This window comes from Algoriphagus litoralis, from assembly GCF_003259255.1.
Taxonomy (GTDB): domain Bacteria; phylum Bacteroidota; class Bacteroidia; order Cytophagales; family Cyclobacteriaceae; genus Algoriphagus; species Algoriphagus litoralis.
In genome coordinates this window covers 74,890-90,551 of the sequence record NZ_QGOL01000017.1, presented here as the reverse complement: position 1 = coordinate 90,551, position 15,662 = coordinate 74,890, and the positions used below count along the sequence as shown (strand labels likewise).

Genomic DNA, 15,662 nt, shown 5'->3' with positions numbered 1-15,662 from the left:
GTATAGTTTTGTACGAACCCAAATGTACAGCTATGAAATCGAGCTTGATATTCGTATCACTCGTAGAGATTGTGAATATCCAAGTAAGATTCCATGTGGCATTTAACTTAATAAAAATCACATGAAAAAGTTGACCCTGTTTATCTCTGCTCTGGCCTTTTCTACGCTTTGTTATTCTCAAGAAATGCTCATGGGCCCCAAATTTAAAAACGCACCGGCAGGAACTATTCAAGGACCAAAGATCACGTTAGTTCACGAATCAAGCCCAGTCACTGTCAAAGGACCATTAGCTAAAAATACTGAGGTCTGGATGGCCAAACCAACAACTAAATTAAAGGTTGGCTTTAGAGAAACTATCGACAATCCTAAAGGACTGAAAGCGAAAAATAGCAATCCTTGGGATAAAAAACCTGCCAAAGTGGATACCAAGGCAGTTTATGAAAAACCAAAATCAATGAGACCGAAAAAAGGTTGGTTTCATTAAATACAAAAGCCCGGTACTTCCGGGCTTAATTTTTATAGTTCGGTTTCTCGTTCCAGCATTAAGATGGCCCCCTGCGACACGATAAAGTATTTTTCTCCTTCGTAAATTACCTCATGAGACCCTGAAAGCAGAAATATCGCCAAATCTCCTTCTTTTGCTTGGAGGGGAACATATTTGACTTTTTCCTCTTGATCCATCCAGGGCTCACTGTCCTCTACAGGCATTGGAATCGGATAGCCGGGACCAGCTTTAATGATATAGCCTTGTTGGACCTTCTCCTTTTCTTGCACACCTGGAGGAAGATAGAGTCCCGAGCCGGTTTTTTCATTTGGTTTTTTCAGGCGGATTAGAACCCGATCACCCACTACGATGAGTTTCTTCAATTTATTTTCAGCAGTAAGTTGCATGTTGTGTGATTTTTTAGAGAAGGAAAAAGCCAAGAGTCTTGATCCTGAAATCTCGATTCTTGGCTTTTGATATAAGCGGTGTCAGAACGATTCCGTCACCGAGGAAATCTTGTTTCAGCGCGGATTATTTTTTGTCCTCGCTTACTTCTTCATAGTCTACATCTGACACTCCGTCACCGGAAGTGCTTTCCGCAGTACCTGCATCAGGTCCTGGTTGAGCACCTGCACCTTGGGTTGCGTTGTACATTTCCTGAGATGCACCTTCCCAAGCTTTGTTCAAGCTTTCCATCGCAGCATCTACGCCTTCGATGTTTTTAGACCCGTGAGCAGATTTCAAGGCTTCTAAGGCAGCGCCGATATTCGCTTTGTTTCCATCAGAAAGCTTTTCACCGTATTCTTTCAGTTGTTTTTCAGTTTGGAAAATCAAACTGTCAGCTTGGTTCAGCTTTTCGATTTTTTCTTTTTCAGCCTTATCGGATGAAGCATTTGCTTCTGCTTCACGCTTCATTCGCTCAATGTCGTCCTGAGAAAGTCCAGAAGAAGCTTCGATCTTAATCTTCTGCTCTTTGCCAGTTCCTTTGTCTTTTGCGGATACATTCAGAATACCGTTCGCATCAATATCGAAGGTCACTTCGATCTGAGGTACACCTCTTGGTGCCGGCGGGATGTCAGAAAGTTGGAATCTACCGATTGATCTGTTGTCTTTTGACAAAGGTCTCTCTCCCTGAAGTACATGGATATCCACTGCTGGCTGATTGTCCACCGCGGTAGAGAACACTTCTGACTTCTTGGTAGGAATTGTCGTGTTGGATTCGATCAATTTTGTAAATACACCGCCCATGGTTTCGATTCCCAATGAAAGTGGAGTCACATCCAAAAGAAGGACATCTTTCACTTCACCGGTCAAAACACCACCTTGAATGGCAGCACCGATTGCTACAACCTCATCAGGGTTTACACCTTTGGATGGTTTCTTTCCGAAGAATTTCTCCACTTCTTCCTGAATTCTAGGAATTCGGGTAGATCCTCCGACAAGAATTACTTCATCGATATCAGAAGCACTGAGACCTGCGTCTTTCAATGCCTTGATACATGGATCCATGGATCGCTTCACCAGAGATTCTGATAATTGCTCAAACTTCGCTCTGCTCAACTGTCTTACCAAGTGCTTTGGACCAGTCTGAGTAGCCGTGATGTATGGAAGGTTGATTTCAGTAGAAGCAGAGCTTGAAAGCTCGATTTTTGCTTTCTCGGCTGCTTCCTTTAGACGCTGAAGCGCCATAGGATCTTTTCTCAGATCGATGGACTCTTCAGTCTGGAATTCGTTTGCCAACCAATCAATGATCACTTGGTCAAAGTCATCACCACCCAAGTGCACGTCACCGTTGGTAGATTTTACTTCGAATACTCCATCACCTAATTCAAGAATTGAAATATCGAATGTACCACCACCAAGGTCATACACAGCGATTTTCATGTCTTGGTGCTTCTTATCCATCCCGTAAGCCAAAGCTGCTGCTGTCGGCTCGTTGATGATTCGCTTCACTTCAAGCCCCGCGATTTGTCCGGCTTCTTTGGTTGCCTGACGTTCTGCGTCATTGAAATATGCAGGAACAGTGATGACAGCTTCAGTTACTGTTTGACCCAAGAAGTCTTCGGCAGTGCTCTTCATCTTCTGAAGGATCATTGCAGAAAGTTCCTGCGGAGTGTACGATCTGTCGCCGATTTTTACGACTACGGTATCATTTGTTCCTTGTTCGACTTTGTAAGATGCATGCTTTTTTTCAGCGGAAACTTCAGAGAATTTCTTTCCCATGAATCGTTTTACTGAAGAAATAGTGTTTGCAGGGTTGGTAATGGCTTGCCGCTTTGCAGGATCTCCTACTTTACGCTCACCGTTTCCATTATCAAGAAAAGCCACAATAGATGGAGTGGTTCTTCTTCCTTCGCTGTTTTGGATGACTACGGGCTCATTACCCTCCATTACGGCTACGCAGGAGTTGGTGGTACCCAAGTCAATGCCTATAATTTTTCCCATGATTATGTAGATTTAGCTAGTTGCATTAATTGTACATTCCTCGTTCTTCAAGGGATGTGCCACTGGAGAAAATCTGCATTTTGGTGTCAGATTGTCAGTCAAACTGCCATTCCTCTTCTGAAATAAAAATCGAATTGTCACTTTTCTGAGAAAACAAGCTTCCGTTTTTGGCAGGTTTTCCCACCATCAGTTTTAAAATGCAACCTCAATTCTATCTACTGCATCTATGAAGTGATGCGACTTTTTTCTTCTCCCCTGAGCCGTGACCGGGCCAAATGGCTCTTAGTCCTTTTGTTGGGATTGGTAGTCCTATATTTTACCCGAAATCTACATTTTTCCATGGATCTTGCTGATTTGTTCAAATCAGTCGGGATTCAAAATTTGTTTTTCACGGCTTAGCCGCCCCGCTGATTTCTCTTATTTTTGATTGATGGAAAAGAAACTAGTGGTTCAGGATATCTTCATTTATCCGATCAAGTCGCTCGGCGGCATTCGCCAGATAGAGGGGCTAGTGGAAGAAAAAGGCTTCCAGTATGACAGAAGATGGATGTTAGTGGATCATCAAGGAGTTTTTATCTCCCAGCGATCTCATCCTCACTTGGCACACTTGGCTGTTATTTTGGGAAGAGAGGATTTGACTGTTTTCCATAAAAAGGAGCCTTCAAGAGCAGTCAATATCCCATTAAATCTGGCTATAGGCCCAGAATTATGGGTGACTATTTGGGATGATCGCGTGGTTGGTAAAGAGGTGAGTCCCGAGATCAATCGGTGGTTTTCTGATTTTCTGGGGATTGAGGCCAAACTGATGATCATGCCGGAAGATTCCCACAGAAAGGTAGATCCACGATATGCAGTTCAAGGGGAATCTGTGAGTTTTGCAGATGGGATGCCGTATCTCCTCATAGGACAAGAGTCATTAAATGACTTAAATTCTAGGCTCGAGGTGCCGATTCCTATGGATCGCTTCCGTCCAAATATTGTGTTTTCAGGGGGAACTCCGTTTTTGGAAGATTCGCTTCGCAAAGTCAAAATAGGTGAGGTTCAGTTTCAAATTGTTAAGCCCTGCGCCCGCTGTGTAATGATCACGGTCGATCAAGATTCGGGTGAAAAGGGAAAAGAACCACTGAAAACACTCTCAAGCTATCGCACAATCAATAACAAAGTGTATTTCGGGCAAAATGTAGTTGCCCTTCAACACGGAAGGATAAAAATCGGAGATGAAATCCAGATTCTGGATTGATTCGGCTTTTAGGCACAAAAAAGCTGCTCGAATTGATCTGAACAGCTTTTTTTGGACTTCGTGTATCGTTTTATTTAAATTCTTTGACGGTCTGAATAAATACCTTCACCATTTCCGGATCGATGTCAGGGTAAACTCCATGACCAAGATTGGCAATGTGACGAGATCCTCGGAACTGCTCCATCATTTCGATTGTAGCTGCACGAACCTGATCCGGATTGCCATAGAGCGCTGCAGGATCTAGATTTCCCTGTAGGGTTTTGTCTTCTCCGACTAGTCGTCTTGATTCAGCGATTCCCATGTTCCAGTCGAGTCCGATCGTTTCACAATTAAGCTGTCCCATTTCTTCTCTGGCGAAAAATGCGCCTTTGGCAAAAACAGTGACAGGAACTTCTGTAATCGCATCACAGATTTGTGAGATATAATTCAATGAAAATTCCTGATACTGCTTTGGACCTAAAATCCCCGCCCAACTGTCAAATAGCTGGACCAAGTCTGCTCCAGCACGAATTTGGGCTTTGAGGTAATTGATCGTCGAATCGGTAATAAGTTGGAGCAGCTTATGAGAGAAAACTGGATCTCGATAGAGCATTTCCCGGGATTTGGAAAAGGTCTTGCTGCCACTTCCTTCGACCATGTAGGCAAATATCGTCCATGGAGCCCCGGCAAATCCGATGAGTGGGACTCTTCCGTTCAGTGCTTTTTTGGTGATTTGGATCGCATCCAGCACATATTTTAAGTCATTGTCGCCATCGGCCACCCGAAGTTTTTTCAAGTCTGATTGGCTTCTTACAGTTTGAGGAAACCATGGACCACGTTTTTCGACCATTTCATAAGGCAATCCCATCGCTTCCGGGATGACCAAAATATCTGAAAAAATGATCGCTGCATCTACATCCAAAATATCCACCGGCTGAATGGTCACCTCAGCTGCCAGCTCGGGAGTTTGCGCGAGTTCTATGAAGCCGCTTACGGAATCACGAACTGCCCGATATTCAGGGAGTATCCGGCCGGCTTGACGCATCAACCATACAGGGGTTCGCTCTGTCTTTTCACCTCTCGCTGCCCGTAGCAGCAAATCATTTTTGAGTTGCATGGCGCAAAGATAAGAACCAAATTATTTTTGGATGGATTGCCCAAAAATAAAAAAGCAAGGCCCGGAATCCCGAGCCTTGCTTAGCCAAAGAGTTCGCTTATGAAATTAATTCTTCTTTTTCGGTGCTAATTTTTGAAAATCAGAATCTTCAATACCCAGCAGTTTAGTAACCGCTTCATAGTTTGTCCAATCAATTTTAGCATCGGGGAAATCAGATGGGACTACTACTATTCTAAAAATTTGTCCTTGAGTCCACACATCATCGAGTGAAGCAGGATCCACAGTGCCTTCCAGAAAAAGCCGAATATCTACTGTGGAGAAGTCAAAATTATATACCAAGGGACCTGCTGGGAAAAAGATGGTTTGAGGAACTGCTCTCCAGATCGGTCTTTCGTCCACTACATCCCATAGGATATAGGTCAATACTGCATCACTTTCTACTAATTCTTCGGGAAAATCCAATACAACACCCCAGTTTTCCTCTGCAGTGAAATCAACTTCTGCTTCATAGGTGGTACCAACAATGTTTACTCCAGGTGCACCAGGTGCACCAGGTACACCTTGAAGTCCCTGAGGCCCTTGAGGCCCTGGGACACCTTGTGGTCCTTCAGGACCTTCACATGCTTGAAATGCTATCAATAGGATCAAGCCAAAAATTGATGAAAGTTTTCTCATAGTATCTGGATTTGTTTTCAGGTTTCACGGCAGGTTTCATGCCAAGGTTTGAAAAGTAAAAAAAAGATTGGTTTAGCGGATTGGTGCAATCACCTGAACCATCGTGTCACTGACAATGCGGTCAATAAAAATCCCTGATAATGAAACGTTTAATTCCTCTGCTGATTCCTCAAGTTTGGATTTGACCTTGTTTGGTCCTGGCATGACCCATTGATTTCCTGTAATAGTTGCCAAAAGGTATTTGCGTTCTATAAAAGTCTTTGATTCCATTTCCGCCGGTGCAAATGGCAAGTCCAGTCCTACAAATACTTTCATGGTGTCCAGTTTACCAGCCGGTTCTTGGTAGTAAATGGTATGAATTTTCTTTCCAGGGTGCAAGGATTGAAGTGTTTCGATAGATTTGAAGATTTTGACTAGTTCCTCATCCTGTGGCTGCCCGGTAAAAGATCGGCCTACGAGACTTGGTGGAGGTCCATCAACCAGCTCAACCTGGATTGGATTATTTCCTCCGAGACGATCAAAAGCAAAATAGCCTAGGAAGAAAACCGCCAAAATAGCGATCCCTATAACACTTATTTTTTTCATTTTTAGAAAAGATAGCGTACGCCGACTCCACCTTGACCTTTCAGATTGATCCGGTCAATTAGCTCCAGAAACATCCCCACTTCAACAAAAACACTGATCGGTGTCTCGTCAAAGTAATATTCTGCACCTGCAAAAACTTCGGGTCCTAGGTCAAAATTGTTTCGCTTTTCACGCAACACCGTTTCGGGAAGTCCAGGATTACTTTGGATGTAAGTATAATCAACATTGGTCGTTCTGACTTGGATACCCGCACCGCCATATCCCAAAAGATATCCCTGTGTAATGTCGAAGACATCCGTAATGTCTTCATGAAGCGCCATTCGGAAATTGATTGAAACTCCCCGGCTTGCGGCATGGCCCTGGTAGAAGGCATTCGAAGAAGGAGGATTGTTTTCAAAATCCTTTCGGTAGTAATCCGAACCATTGATTCCAGCTCCTCCAAGCATGACTTCATACGAGAGATAATCCTCGATAAAGTCTTTGTAAGTAAGGGAAAGGGGTTCGCCTAATCTGATTCCGGCACCGCGTTCTTGAGCAAGACTCAACATGGGTAAGGAAAGGAGAAGGAATAAAATGCGGTATTTCACGATTGTAATTAGTTGGTTTTGTTTTGTTCACTGGAATCAAATCGCCATCATCTTGAGTTGCATTTGATGCAGTTGGGTGTAGTAGCCACCTAACTCAAGCAATGAATCATGAGTTCCAGTTTCTACGATTTCACCTTTGTGAAGGACGATGATTTTGTCGGCTTTTTGAATCGTGGAAAGTCGGTGGGCGATCACAATTGAAGTTCGCCCTTTCATCATCTTTTCTGTCGATTCCTGAATCAGTTCTTCGGTCTCGCTATCCACTGAGGAAGTTGCCTCATCCAAAATCAGAATTTCCGGATTATACACCATTGCTCTAACGAAGGAAATGAGTTGTCGTTGGCCAACGGACAAAGTTGCGCCACGTTCCATTACATTGTAATCCAGCCCGCCGGGTAGTCGCTCAATAAACTTTCTTGCACCGACATTTTCCGCTGCTTCCAGGACTTGCTCTCTGGAAATTGATGGATTTCCCAGGGTGATATTGTGGTATATGGTGTTAGAGAAAAGGAAAACATCCTGCAAAACGACTCCAATGTGTTTGCGCAAAGTACCCAATTCAAATTCGCGGATCTCTGTGCCATCGATGAAAATCTGTCCTTGGTTGATTTCATAAAAGCGCGAAATCAAATTGATAATGGATGATTTTCCAGCGCCGGTGGCTCCTACAAGCGCCACAGTTTCACCTGATTTTACTTCAAAATTGATGTTTTTGAGCACATAGTCTTCGTCCACGTAGGCAAACCAGACATTTTCCAGACGGATATTGCCCTTGATTTTTTCCGGTTTGTGATTCCCTTCATTGGCTATGTTTTCCGAACTTGCCAACAGTTTAAAAATCCTGGAAGAACTCACCACGCCCATCTGAAGGGTATTGAATCGGTCAGCGATCTGTCGGATCGGTCTGAAGAAAAGCTGCAAATACATGATGAAGGAGATCAAAACTCCAATCTGAAGTTCAAGTCCTAAAACTCCGACTGCACCGTACCAAACCACCAGGCCGATCCCAATAGCTTGGATGATTTCAGCTACAGGAAAGTAAATCGAGTAATACAAAACAGAGCGGATATGTGCGGTTCGGTGCTCTCGGTTGATGTCTTTGAATTTTTCAAATTCCCGCTGCTCTCGGTTAAATATCTGCACAATATTCATCCCGGTGATGTGTTCCTGGAGGAATGAATTCAGATTGGAAACGGCGTTTCGGACGTCGTTGAAGGTGACTTTGATTTTTTCCTTGAATACATAAGTAGAAATAATCAAAAGGGGAAGTGTACACAAACTCACTAGGGTAAGCTTCCAATCGATGTAAAACATCACCCCCAAAATCGTGATGATCTGCAGTAAATCCCCGATAATCGCCGCCAAACCTTCACTGAACACGTCGGCGAGGGTTTCGATATCGGAGACATTTCGGGTGACTAATCGGCCGATTGGCGTATTGTCAAAAAATTTCAGTCGGAGCTTGAGCAAGTGCTGATACAGTCTGACCCTGATGTCTTTGATGATCACCTGACCGATCCAGCCAGAATAGTACGTGTGGGCCCATTGTACGATGGCCTGCAATGTCATCAATCCCACCAGAATGTAAATGATCCGTAGAAGCCCTGCTTCATCTCCTAGGGCCACATAGTCATCTATAGCTATCTGAATGTAATACGGTCGGGTCGGCGCCAATATCGCCATGGCAATCGTCAAAAACACCAAGAAGTAAAACTGCGCTTTGTACGGCTTTACAAAGGAGTAAAGCTGCCGCAGTACTTTCATGTCGACGATTTCGCCTGACGATTCATTTTCTTTTTCTAAGCTCAAGGCTGTTTAGTCTAGGTAGATGTCTTCCGGATAAATGATTTGATTAAGGAAAAGTCCCTTTGCAGGTGCTGCTTTCCCGGCAAGGGCACGGTTTCTGGATTGAATTAGTTCGTCCATGCTGTCGACTTTTCTGAATCCAAGTCCCACTTCCATCAAAGTTCCAACAATTGCACGTACCATCCCACGCAAAAAACGATTTGCGGTTATATGAAATAACAATCGGTCCTCCTTTTGTTCCCAATACGCTGAAATAATTTCACAGCGAAAGTGATTGACCTCGGTGTGTACTTTGCTGAAGCATTCAAAATCTTCATGACGAAGCAGGGCTTTTGCAGCCTCATTCATTTTTTCAACATCTGGGAATTGAAAACTATGCCAAGCCAAGTCCGTGAGAAAAGGATTTTTTCTGAAAATTAGCTGGTACACATAGGAACGTCTCCGTGCACTGAATCGGGCATTGGCATCCGGCTTGACTTCGCGGATGGAATGAATGGATATCTCCTTTGGCAAAATCGCATTGATTGCCTTTAGGAAATTTTCACCTGGCCTATCATCTGTCAGATCAAAATGACATACCTGCATACTTGCATGTACGCCCGTGTCTGTTCTTCCACTTCCTGTAATGTAAATTGGATGTCTGAAATAGGTACTAAGCGCAGATTCTATACACTCCTGCACTGTAAACGCATTTTTTTGGATCTGCCATCCGTGAAATGGAGTGCCCTTGTAGCTCAATTCCAGAAAATACCGCTTGGTCTCACTCATACGGCTGCAAAGATACAATTCCCTGCCAAATCCTTCAGGGGACTTTTCCATCCTTGGTTATGATTGGATTTGATCTTTTCTTTGCCAAAAAAAACAGCAAAAAAATGATTCAGCGCATTCAGACGATATTTCTTTTTCTTGTAGTAGTAGCCATGGGGATAACCATCGGCACTCCACTTTGGGAGCAGCTTGCTACCGGTTCGGGTAATGGAGATTCTTGGAATCTTACCGCGTTCATGATGTCCAATGTGGATGCCTCTGGCGAAGTGACCCAAACTTCCTCCAAGTGGTACATTGCTGCTTTGGCGGCTTTTGCAGGTTTATTGGCCTTGATTTCTATTTTTCAATATAAAAACAGAGGCAGACAGATGATGCTCAATATGATCAATAGTCTGATCATGGTTGGACTAGTGGCGACTGTGTTTCTGACCACAAATGGCATCAATCAGGCGATCAAAGCAGAGGAGGCAGGATCCTACCAGATCGGATTCTGGTCGATTCTCGCAGCTATGGTCTGTAATATGCTCGCCAATCGATTTATCCGAAAGGACGAAGCCTTGGTGCGGTCTGTGGATCGAATCAGGTAAAACCTAGGCCAGTAATCAAATACTGGCCTTTTTTTTGGCCTCATTTTGTAACTTACTTCAAATAAAAATTCTCCTATGCGATTCGAAACACTCACCATTCATAAAGGAAACCTAGTTACCGACTCAGCCAAGCCAGTAGTGCAGCCGATCACACTCAGTACCACATTTGAGCACGGGGCCGGGGAAATGATTTATACCCGAGCTGACAATCCCAATCGAAAAGCGCTGGAAGATTTACTTGCAGCCATGGAAAAAGGAGCCGAAGCAGCTGCATTTTCTTCAGGCAATGCTGCCGGAACAGCCGTATTTCAGGCTTTGGAGCCCGGTTCCCATATCATTGCTCCGGATGATATGTACCACGGTTTGCACAATTCCATGGTACAGCTTTTCGCAGGAGTTTTGGAGGTCAGCTTTGTAGATATGAGTGATATAGCGGTGGTGAAAAATGCAATTCGGCCAAATACGCGTCTCTTTTGGGTAGAAACACCATCCAATCCACTTTTGAAAATTACGGATATCCGAAAAATCTCCGAGCTAGCAAAAGCTCAACAAGCGATTCTGGCCTGTGACAATACCTTTGCTACGCCAGTATTTCAAAACCCACTGGAGCTAGGAGCCGACATTGTCATGCACAGCAGCACCAAGTATTTTGGGGGACATTCTGATATTTTGGGAGGGGCATTGATCACTAAGGAGAGGAATCCTTTCTGGGAAAAAGTGAAGATCGTCCAGCGGGTAGGAGGGGCAGTGCCTTCGCCGATGGATTGCTACCTGCTTTGCAGAAGTATTCGCACGCTCGCTTATCGGATGAAAGGCCATGCTGAGCATGCGATGATCTTAGCTGAATTTCTACTGAATCATCCACAGGTCGAAAAGGTTTTTTATCCTGGGCTAAAGTCTCATCCAGGTCATCAAATAGCGGCTTCGCAAATGAGTGGATTTGGCGGGATAGTTTCCTTTATGGTCAAAGGTGATGCAGAGCGGGCGAATGAAGTGGTTTCCAAACTCCGCTTTTTTGCCAATGCAACAAGTCTTGGAGGGGTGGAAAGCCTCATTGAGCGTCGAGCATCGGTAGAGGGACCAGATACCAAAACTCCACAAAATCTCCTTCGCGTATCCGTAGGCCTCGAACATACCGATGATTTGCTGGAGGATTTGGCTCAGGCTTTAGATTGAAAGATTCGATCTTTAGATGACTGATTTCCCGGTATGCTGTCAGTTATCAAATTATAGATGATCTCACCTCGACTTAGCTCGGTGTTCCTCTCTCTTTGATGACTTCAAATCCGGTGAACGTTTTAAGATAAGGCCATTTTAATCTACCGGTAAGAAATCCGCCATACAGCTTCAAATAATTGAAGAATTTTTTAACAAAAAGGGCTCCCACATGATTTGGGAGCCCTTTTTGTTATTTGTAAACCTCTACCGGCCAATGATCATTGCCGAGGTTGATGTCAGTGATGACTTTGTCAGGGTCGATTTCCACTGATTTTACTTTTTTACCTGTTTTATGAAGGTATGACCAAGAATCTCCTCTTTGCCAGATTTCCACAGGAAGTTTGACTCGTTCTTGGCTATCATCTTCATAGACGATTTCCAAAACAACTGGCATAGGGAAATCCCCTTTGTTTACCAGATTGATCAGGAAATTTCCCCCATAGGGTTGAACCGAACTGATTCCAAGGTCAATGTTTCCATTGCCGTAAAACCAACCTTTCCAGAACCAAGACAGATTCTCACCAGCAACATTCTCCATGTGATTGAAAAAGTCGTTTGGCTGTGGATGCTTGTACGCCCAGGTTTTGATGTAGGATTTGAATGCATTGTCAAATCGTTCCGCGTCAAGGATGTATTCCCGAAGCATGATCAGTCCTATGGCCGGCTTCATGTAAGCCACCATCCCTAGATTTCTGGTGTCGACCACGTCGGGGTAATTGTCGATTCCCTCTCGGGTTTCACCAAGAAAATAAGTATTGAATCTTCGGGTCTGAACCAAGTTAGAAGGGTATTCTCCATTGTTGAAGGCATTGGAGCTGTAGTGGTTGATGAAGGTGTTGAATCCTTCGTCCATCCAGGCATAGCGACGCTCATTCGTTCCGACGATCATAGGGAACCAGTTGTGTCCAAACTCATGGTCTGTCACACCCCAAAGCGATTCGCCTTTGGATCTGTAATGACAGAAGTTTAAGCCTGGGTATTCCATGCCCCCAATTTCTGCTGCCACGTTAGTTGCAGTTTCGTAGGGAAACTCAAACCATTTTTCTGAATAATATTCGATTGAAGCTTTGCTGTATTCTGTTGATCGACTCCATGCCTCCTGTCCGTTGCTTTCCATGGGATAGGTGGATTGTGCCAAAATAGTTTTCCCTGAGGGGAGATTGATTCGGGCTGCATCCCAGATGAACGAGTCAGAAGTTGCAAAAGCCACGTCGCGCGAATTTTGAATTCTAAAGTGCCATGTAACCGTACCCTCTTGCTTTGGTCTGGTCAATTGCGTGTTTTTGATTTCCTCAGGAGAGATTAGATAGACTGTAGTGTCGCTCTGTGAAGCTTTTGCTAAGCGATTTTGCAATTCTTTACTCAGGACTTCGGTCGGATTCATCAGCTTACCTGAACCAACTACGATGTGGTCATAGGGCACGGTGACTTTGTAATCGAAGTTGCCATATTCCAAATAGAATTCACCTGCACCCAAGTAAGGCTCTACATTCCAGCCTTCGATATCGTCAAATACCGCCACTTTAGGATACCATTGCGCAAAAGCATAGATCCAACCATCTTTCACTTTCAATCTTCCCATTCGGTCCATTCCTTTTTGCGGGACTTTGAAAGAAAAATTCATGGAAACAGAAGCTTTTCCACCTTTTGCAGGAATCGGTTCAGCAAACCAAACCTGCATTCGGGTATCCTCGATCAGGTGCTTCGAAGAATTGGCTCCTTTGGTGCCTACTTTGGCCATGACATTGGTGATCTCATAGCCTCCGTCCACTTCACCGTTGTATCGATTGCCCTGCACAGGAGTGGTCAGGGTACCTCTGGAATTGGGGGTGAATCGGTTTTGCTCTAATTGAAGCCAAATGAAATCCAAGGATTCCGGGCTGTTGTTGGTGTAGGTGATGGTGACTTTTCCGGAGAGAATATGGGTCGAATCATCTAACGCGACTTCGATCTGATAATCCGCAGCATTTTGCCAGTAGTCCTCGCCGGGCTTTCCGGAGGCACTTCTATAGCTGTTTCCCTTTCGGTCCAGAAATTCCCCGAATTCTTTTTGGTTGTTTTCTTTTGCCTGCTGGGCAAAACCTGAAATACTTCCTGTCAAAAGCAAGAAGGACATCATCCAACCGGCTACATTCATTTTTCTCATAGTCGTTCTATTTGGCCACAAAATAAGGACATTGGTCGTTTGAACGAATGATTTTATAAGAAAGAAAACCTCACTTTGACATTTTTTGATGACCAGCAAGGTTGGAAGTAGAAGTGAAACGGCCATACCTTTGGCCAAATTACCCTACTATTTAATGAAAAAAGCACTATTATTTAGCTGTTTGGCCACAGTATCAGTTTTAGTTAAAGCCCAAACAGATACCACTTCCAGAAATCTGGATGAAGTGATCATTCAGGAAAACCGGATTCAGATTCCATTTTCTAAACAAAGCAGAAATATTTCCCTCGTCGACAAGCAGCAAATTGAGCTGAGTCCAGCCAGAAGTTTGCAGGAGGTATTGAGTTTTGTTCCGGGTATAGATGTGAGACAGCGGGGCGTGTCCGGGGTCCAGGCAGACATCGGGATTCGTGGAGGCTCTTTTGAACAGACCCTTATGCTGCTCAACGGGATCAAACTCAGTGATCCTCAGACCGGGCATCATATGATGAATATCCCTGTGCCACTTGTCAATATCGATCGGGTGGAGGTGCTGAAAGGTCCCGCATCGCGTATTTTTGGTCAAAATGCCTATACCGGTGCGGTCAATGTCATCACGAGCCTCAGTGATACCCGTAGCCTGAGATTTCAAGGCTATGCGGGTGACTTTGGGATGAAAGGCATCAATCTGGCTGGATCACTTCCTTTGGGGAAATACAAGCAGAATCTTGCTGTATCCTACGATGATTCCAACGGGCATCAGTATAATTCTGACTATCAGGTGAGCAACATTTTCTATGAAGGAGGTCTGGATCTCAATGATAAAAACTCGATTCGGGGGATGATTGCGTACACTGATCGGACTTTTGGTGCCAACGGATTTTATACCTCCGCTTTTCCGGATCAGTGGGAAAGCATCCAGACTACACTTGCATCATTGAGTCATTCCTATGATTCGGATGTATTTTCTCTCCAAACTCGACTTTACGGAAGAAGAAATACGGATGAATATCGACTGCGGAGAAATGAGCCCGAGTTTTTTCAAAATAATCACACCTCGGACGTCTATGCGCTGGAGACCAATGGGAGCTATAAGAGCAAGTTCGGAGTGACTGGTTTTGGTCTGGAGCTGCGCAAAGAGCAGATCGAAAGCAATAACCTTGGTGATCACGAGCGATCTTTGACGGGAATTTTCCTGGAGCAACTCGTCAACTTGGGAGAAAAGACAGATATCCGCGCGGGAATCTACTCCAACTACTATTCTGAATATGGATGGAAGCATTTTCCGGGCCTGGAAGTTGGATTCCAAGCATCAAAATCCATTCGCCTTTATTCCGGCATCGGATCAAGTTTTAGGATTCCTACCTACACCGACTTGTATTATGTAGGGCCAACCAATATCGGAAATGCTGATTTGCAGCCAGAGCAGGCTAGATCATTTGAGTTTGGAGGGAAATGGTCCCATTCAAATTTGCGGGGAGAACTGGTGTATTTCAACCGATACTCGGAAAGTGTGATCGAGTGGACTCGAACCAGTGCGGATGAGCCCTGGCAGCCACAAAATTTCAATGAAGTGACATTTAACGGAGTGGAGGCTTCTGCTTACTATCGTGTGAATCCCAATGGGAAAACTGTTCTGTTGAAAGAGTTGATGCTCTCCTATAATTTCATAGATGCGGACTTTTCCACCCAAGAGGGCTTGGAGTCACGTTATGCGCTGACCGCTTTGCGAAATCAATTGATTACTGGAGTTTTGGTGGGATTAGGAGAAAAAGTGGAATGGAATACCAAAATGCGCTACGTGGAGCGAATCAGCCTGGATCCCTATTTCTTGCTGGATATGCGGGTAGATTACAATCGCTTGGGCAAACTTGGGTTCTTTGCGGAAGCATCGAATATCACCAACACAGACTATATCGAAGCTGGTACGGTCCAAATGCCGGGAAGATGGTTTAGGGCAGGGATTATGGTGAATCTGGAATAGTTTTTCTCACAGATGTCACGGATGAACGCAGATAAATAAAAATC

14 protein-coding genes are annotated in these 15,662 nt (G+C 44.3%); 5 read left to right on the top strand and 9 right to left on the bottom strand.

Going from position 1 to position 15,662, the window contains the following annotated elements; translation table 11 throughout:
• Positions 1-121: 121 nt before the first annotated feature.
• Entirely contained in the window at positions 122-484 is a 363-nt protein-coding gene (locus tag DK188_RS18795; RefSeq protein ID WP_111672388.1) for a hypothetical protein, read from the top strand.
• A 32-nt stretch (positions 485-516) separates the two neighbouring features.
• On the opposite strand, the gene DK188_RS18790 is transcribed toward DK188_RS18795, so the two are convergent.
• Together DK188_RS18790 and dnaK are read right to left on the bottom strand one after the other, a co-directional pair.
• Positions 517-891 carry a co-chaperone GroES gene (locus tag DK188_RS18790; protein WP_111672387.1) on the bottom strand — a complete coding sequence of 125 codons (375 nt, stop codon included), beginning with the start codon at positions 889-891 and terminating at the stop codon, positions 517-519.
• 124 nt (positions 892-1,015) lie between these two features.
• Complete coding sequence (gene dnaK, locus DK188_RS18785; RefSeq protein ID WP_111672386.1) at positions 1,016-2,929, bottom strand: molecular chaperone DnaK; 1,914 nt, start codon at positions 2,927-2,929, stop codon at positions 1,016-1,018.
• 430 nt (positions 2,930-3,359) lie between these two features.
• Here dnaK and DK188_RS18780 point away from each other — a divergent pair, with 430 nt between their 5' ends.
• Complete coding sequence (locus tag DK188_RS18780) at positions 3,360-4,169, top strand: MOSC domain-containing protein (RefSeq protein WP_111672385.1); 810 nt, start codon at positions 3,360-3,362, stop codon at positions 4,167-4,169.
• Positions 4,170-4,239: 70 nt separating this feature from the next.
• On the opposite strand, the gene hemE is transcribed toward DK188_RS18780, so the two are convergent.
• The 6 genes from hemE to truA form a co-directional block, all read right to left on the bottom strand.
• Positions 4,240-5,265: a uroporphyrinogen decarboxylase gene (gene hemE, locus DK188_RS18775; RefSeq protein ID WP_111672384.1), complete on the bottom strand. Its 1,026-nt coding sequence runs from the start codon at positions 5,263-5,265 to the stop codon at positions 4,240-4,242.
• 105 nt (positions 5,266-5,370) lie between these two features.
• Positions 5,371-5,940, bottom strand: a complete 570-nt coding sequence (locus DK188_RS18770) for a collagen-like triple helix repeat-containing protein (protein ID WP_111672383.1) — start codon at positions 5,938-5,940, stop codon at positions 5,371-5,373.
• A 72-nt stretch (positions 5,941-6,012) separates the two neighbouring features.
• The gene (locus tag DK188_RS18765) at positions 6,013-6,525 is read right to left on the bottom strand and encodes a hypothetical protein (protein WP_111672382.1); all 513 of its coding nucleotides are present in this window, start codon (positions 6,523-6,525) and stop codon (positions 6,013-6,015) included.
• Positions 6,526-6,527: 2 nt separating this feature from the next.
• On the bottom strand, positions 6,528-7,112 hold the full coding sequence (locus tag DK188_RS18760; protein WP_232825770.1) for a hypothetical protein: 585 nt from the start codon (positions 7,110-7,112) through the stop codon (positions 6,528-6,530).
• A gap of 36 nt (positions 7,113-7,148) precedes the next feature.
• Positions 7,149-8,921: an ABC transporter ATP-binding protein gene (locus DK188_RS18755; protein ID WP_111672380.1), complete on the bottom strand. Its 1,773-nt coding sequence runs from the start codon at positions 8,919-8,921 to the stop codon at positions 7,149-7,151.
• Between the two features lie 6 nt (positions 8,922-8,927).
• Complete coding sequence (gene truA / locus DK188_RS18750; RefSeq protein WP_232825769.1) at positions 8,928-9,737, bottom strand: tRNA pseudouridine(38-40) synthase TruA; 810 nt, start codon at positions 9,735-9,737, stop codon at positions 8,928-8,930.
• A gap of 53 nt (positions 9,738-9,790) precedes the next feature.
• Here truA and DK188_RS18745 point away from each other — a divergent pair, with 53 nt between their 5' ends.
• A complete protein-coding gene (locus tag DK188_RS18745) occupies positions 9,791-10,273 on the top strand; it encodes a DUF4293 domain-containing protein (protein WP_111672413.1) in 483 nt (160 codons plus the stop codon).
• A gap of 75 nt (positions 10,274-10,348) precedes the next feature.
• Positions 10,349-11,449, top strand: a complete 1,101-nt coding sequence (locus tag DK188_RS18740) for a trans-sulfuration enzyme family protein (protein WP_111672379.1) — start codon at positions 10,349-10,351, stop codon at positions 11,447-11,449.
• Between the two features lie 232 nt (positions 11,450-11,681).
• Here the strand turns inward: DK188_RS18740 and DK188_RS18735 are convergent, their stop codons facing one another.
• Entirely contained in the window at positions 11,682-13,628 is a 1,947-nt protein-coding gene (locus tag DK188_RS18735) for a M1 family metallopeptidase (protein ID WP_394335854.1), read from the bottom strand.
• Between the two features lie 163 nt (positions 13,629-13,791).
• Between DK188_RS18735 and DK188_RS18730 the strand changes: the two genes are divergently transcribed.
• Positions 13,792-15,618, top strand: coding sequence for a TonB-dependent receptor (locus tag DK188_RS18730; RefSeq protein ID WP_111672412.1), 1,827 nt, complete (start codon positions 13,792-13,794; stop codon positions 15,616-15,618).
• The last annotated feature ends 44 nt before the right edge of the window (positions 15,619-15,662 follow it).

Bases quoted from the DNA above. Each gene is read 5' to 3' on its own strand.
- DK188_RS18795 (WP_111672388.1), top strand. From the start codon at position 122: ATGAAAAAGTTGACCCTGTTTATCTCTGCTCTGGCCTTTTCTACGCTT.
- DK188_RS18790 (WP_111672387.1), bottom strand. From the start codon at position 891: ATGCAACTTACTGCTGAAAATAAATTGAAGAAACTCATCGTAGTGGGT.
- dnaK (WP_111672386.1), bottom strand. From the start codon at position 2,929: ATGGGAAAAATTATAGGCATTGACTTGGGTACCACCAACTCCTGCGTA.
- DK188_RS18780 (WP_111672385.1), top strand. From the start codon at position 3,360: ATGGAAAAGAAACTAGTGGTTCAGGATATCTTCATTTATCCGATCAAG.
- hemE (WP_111672384.1), bottom strand. From the start codon at position 5,265: ATGCAACTCAAAAATGATTTGCTGCTACGGGCAGCGAGAGGTGAAAAG.
- DK188_RS18770 (WP_111672383.1), bottom strand. From the start codon at position 5,940: ATGAGAAAACTTTCATCAATTTTTGGCTTGATCCTATTGATAGCATTT.
- DK188_RS18765 (WP_111672382.1), bottom strand. From the start codon at position 6,525: ATGAAAAAAATAAGTGTTATAGGGATCGCTATTTTGGCGGTTTTCTTC.
- truA (WP_232825769.1), bottom strand. From the start codon at position 9,737: ATGGAAAAGTCCCCTGAAGGATTTGGCAGGGAATTGTATCTTTGCAGC.
- DK188_RS18745 (WP_111672413.1), top strand. From the start codon at position 9,791: ATGATTCAGCGCATTCAGACGATATTTCTTTTTCTTGTAGTAGTAGCC.
- DK188_RS18740 (WP_111672379.1), top strand. From the start codon at position 10,349: ATGCGATTCGAAACACTCACCATTCATAAAGGAAACCTAGTTACCGAC.
- DK188_RS18735 (WP_394335854.1), bottom strand. From the start codon at position 13,628: ATGAATGTAGCCGGTTGGATGATGTCCTTCTTGCTTTTGACAGGAAGT.
- DK188_RS18730 (WP_111672412.1), top strand. From the start codon at position 13,792: ATGAAAAAAGCACTATTATTTAGCTGTTTGGCCACAGTATCAGTTTTA.